Origin of the sequence: Spirillospora sp. NPDC046719 (genome assembly GCF_040645715.1) — a bacterium.
Taxonomy (GTDB): Bacteria; Actinomycetota; Actinomycetes; order Streptosporangiales; family Streptosporangiaceae; genus Spirillospora.
Window position 1 is genome coordinate 1 of sequence record NZ_JBEYYT010000746.1, and the last position, 2,850, is coordinate 2,850.

3 protein-coding genes are annotated in these 2,850 nt (G+C 74.4%); all 3 read right to left on the reverse strand.

All coding sequences use genetic code 11. The annotated features are described in order from the left end of the window. Nucleotides 1–154: 154 nt before the first annotated feature. The 3 genes from ABZ914_RS49590 to ABZ914_RS49600 all read right to left on the reverse strand — a co-directional run bounded on the left by ABZ914_RS49590 (nt 155) and on the right by ABZ914_RS49600 (nt 2,404). A complete protein-coding gene (locus tag ABZ914_RS49590; protein WP_190865915.1) occupies nt 155–796 on the reverse strand; it encodes a TetR/AcrR family transcriptional regulator in 642 nt (213 codons plus the stop codon). Nucleotides 797–865: 69 nt separating this feature from the next. Beyond that, a complete protein-coding gene (locus ABZ914_RS49595; protein WP_500201554.1) occupies nt 866–1,765 on the reverse strand; it encodes an aggregation-promoting factor C-terminal-like domain-containing protein in 900 nt (299 codons plus the stop codon). 102 nt (nt 1,766–1,867) lie between these two features. Continuing rightward, nucleotides 1,868–2,404, reverse strand: coding sequence for a MarR family winged helix-turn-helix transcriptional regulator (locus tag ABZ914_RS49600; protein ID WP_500201555.1), 537 nt, complete (start codon nt 2,402–2,404; stop codon nt 1,868–1,870). Between the last annotated feature and the right edge of the window lie 446 nt (nt 2,405–2,850).

Genomic DNA, 2,850 nt, shown 5'->3' on the forward strand with positions numbered 1-2,850 from the left:
GGCGGCGCGCCCCCCCCCCCGGCGGGCCCGCCCCCGCCCGCCCGCCCGGCGCCCGCGCCGCCCCCTCCACGCGCCCCGGGCCCGCTCACCCGCGGGGCGGCGGGCCCGCCCCCCGGCGCTCCCCGTCCCGGAGGCCCGGGGCGGGGACGCCGCGTCAGCGGGCCAGGCGGATGAGGATGCGGCACACCTCGTCGATGATCTCGGCGGCGTCCGCCTCGCCCTCGGCCGTCGCGATCTCCCGTCCGGCCTCGCCGATCACGGTGGTCAGCACCAGGCTCAGCACCTCCCCGGCGCGGCCCGCCGGGGTGCCGGCCGTGCCGTGCAGCAGCTTGGTGTTCTGCGCGATCCAGTGCTGCGCCCGGCTGCGGCGCATCAGCGACGAGCCGGACGGCCCCTCGCCGCCGTGGAACAGCCGCGCCGCCTCCCGCCGCTCCCAGCACACCCGCAGGTAGGCGCGGGCGCCCGCGATGAACAGCGCGATCGGGTCGTCCTCGCCGGCCTTGCGGGCGGCGGACACGGCCCGCGCGGCGCTCCGCTCCTGCTCGTCGGTGAGCTCCTCCCACAGCGCCACGTACAGCCCGGCCTTGCCGCCGTAGTGGTGGTACAGGCTGCCGACGCTGATGCCGGACCGTTCGACGATCTCGGCGATGCCCGCGTCGGCGTAGCCGCGGTCGGCGAACACCCGCTGCGCCGCGGTCAGCAGCGCCTGCCGCGTGGCGTCCGCGCGCGCCCACTGCCGCCGGTCGGTGCCGGCCTCGCCCGCGCCGCCCGCCTGGCGCGCCCTGCTCGTGGTCATCCCCACATCGTGCCCGGATCGCGGCCCGGCCACCAGCACGCGCCGTCCGCGTCGCCTATCGGCCGCGGCTCAGTACCAGTGGTGCGCCGACCACCAGGACCACGCGCCGCACGGGTCGTGGTAGCGGGCCTTGATGTAGCCGAGGCCCCAGGCGATCTGCGTGGGGGAGCTGGTGCGCCAGTCGGCGCCCGCGCTGGCGAGCTTGGAGCCGGGCAGCGCCTGCGGGATGCCGTACGCGCCGCTGCCGGGGTTGACGGCCCGCTCGTTCCAGCCGCTCTCGTGGTTCCAGAGCGTCAGCAGCGACGACCAGCAGTTGCCCCAGCCCTTGGCCGCGTTCATCTTCTTGCCGTACGCCTTGTTCTCCGCGGCGCTCGGGTTGGACTTGGCGAGCCGCTCCTTCTCCTTCTCGGCCTTCAGCTTCGCGCGCGCCGCCGCGTCCTTCTTGGCCTGCTCCTTGAGCTTCTTCATGTACGCCTGGTGCTCCTTGTAGGCGCGCTCCTTGGCGGCCGCTATGGAGTCGGCGGTGATGGCGTCCATGTCGAAGCCCTGGAGGTGGGCGAGCATGTCGTTGGTCGACAGGCCGCTCGACGCGGCCTTCGGCGGCTCGGCCTCGCCGAGGACCTTGTTCCAGTCCACGAACACCACCCCGCCGGCGAGCACCGCGATGCCCGCCACGGTGATGGTGACGTTGTGGGTGAGCAGCTTCCAGGCGCGCCGCCGCTTTCCCGGGCCGAACTGCGCGGACGGCTCCCGTGCGTCCCCGGACGGGCCGTGCGGGCCGGAGGCGTCCGGCGGGGCGAGCGTGTCGAGCGCCTCGGGGGACGGCCGGGGCGCGGGGACCCGGGCGTCGTCCCGGCGGCCGCCGGCGCCCCGCTCCCGGGCCCGCCGCCGGCCGCCGCGCCGCTGCTCGGAGCGGGTGCGGGCGGGGGCGGAACCGGTGCGTCTGCGCGTGCCGTGACTCTGTGGCATAGGAGAAGACTGCCTTATCGCCCGGGTCTTGTGTTGTCGATGACGATGTACGCAGGCGATGTCACAGCCGGTTCACCGCGCCTCGCGGCGGGCTCCGCCCGTTCAGAGCTCCAGGTCGCCGGCCGCGAGCCGGGCCGGCTGGAGCGCCTCGAACAGGTCGCGGTGCATCCCGTCGAACGGCGCGAGCGCGCCGTCCGGGTCCTCCAGCGCGAGGTTCGCGGCGTTGACCTGCTCGCGTCCCGCCGCGGTGATCTGCACGAGGGTGGCGCGCCGGTCGTGGGGGTGCCGGGCGCGCTCGACGAGCCCGGCGGCCTCCAGCTGGTCCACGGTCAGCTTCACGGTCGTCGGATGCATCATCAGGATCCGGCCGAGGGTGCTGAGCCGGGCGTTGCCGTGCCCGATGAGCGCCAGCGTGGTCAGCAGGAAGTAGCCGGTGCGGCTCAGCCCGAACCGTTTCAGCTCGGTGTCCAGCGCCTTCTTGAGCATCTGGTGGAGCCGTTCGACCGAGCTGATCGCCATGAACGGCCACGGCCCGCCGGCCATGCCCTGTCCCGACCAGCGGTCCCTGATGCCGGTGACCAGCGGGTCCACGCCGTCCTCCCGGGCTCGTTCCGCGCCTCGTCGCGCCTCGATACGCACGCCCGAGATCGTAGCTTCGGACAAATCATGATGTAAGTACTCGCTTCTTAGAACTTCTTCCAATAGAGTGCTCCAGATCACAAGCGGGACGAGAGTGTCCGTGTGACCCTGGTGGTCCCGTGAGTGGTACCGGTCTCGACCGAGACCACAGGTGGCGCGGAACACCCCTAGGACACAGCGGCGCCCCCGTGGTAGAGCAGGGAACCGGAGTATCGGATGGGCGCCGACGTCCGAGAACGAAGGAGGCTGGGATGACCCTTCACGCACCCCCCGCGGGGGAGGGCACCGGCTGATGGCCCTGAGCCTGACGAAGGCCCCGGACCTGGCACGCAGACGGGTGGGGGGCGCGCGGGGCGGGCCCCGGGGGGGGTGAGGGGGGCGACCGGGGGGGGGGGGGCGCCCCCGGGGCCGGCCGCAGGGGGGGGGGGGGGTGGGGGAGGAGTGGT

Excerpts from the sequence above, each read along its gene's own strand:
- ABZ914_RS49590 (WP_190865915.1), bottom strand. The coding sequence starts at position 796 with ATGACCACGAGCAGGGCGCGCCAGGCGGGCGGCGCGGGCGAGGCCGGC.
- ABZ914_RS49595 (WP_500201554.1), bottom strand. The coding sequence starts at position 1,765 with ATGCCACAGAGTCACGGCACGCGCAGACGCACCGGTTCCGCCCCCGCC.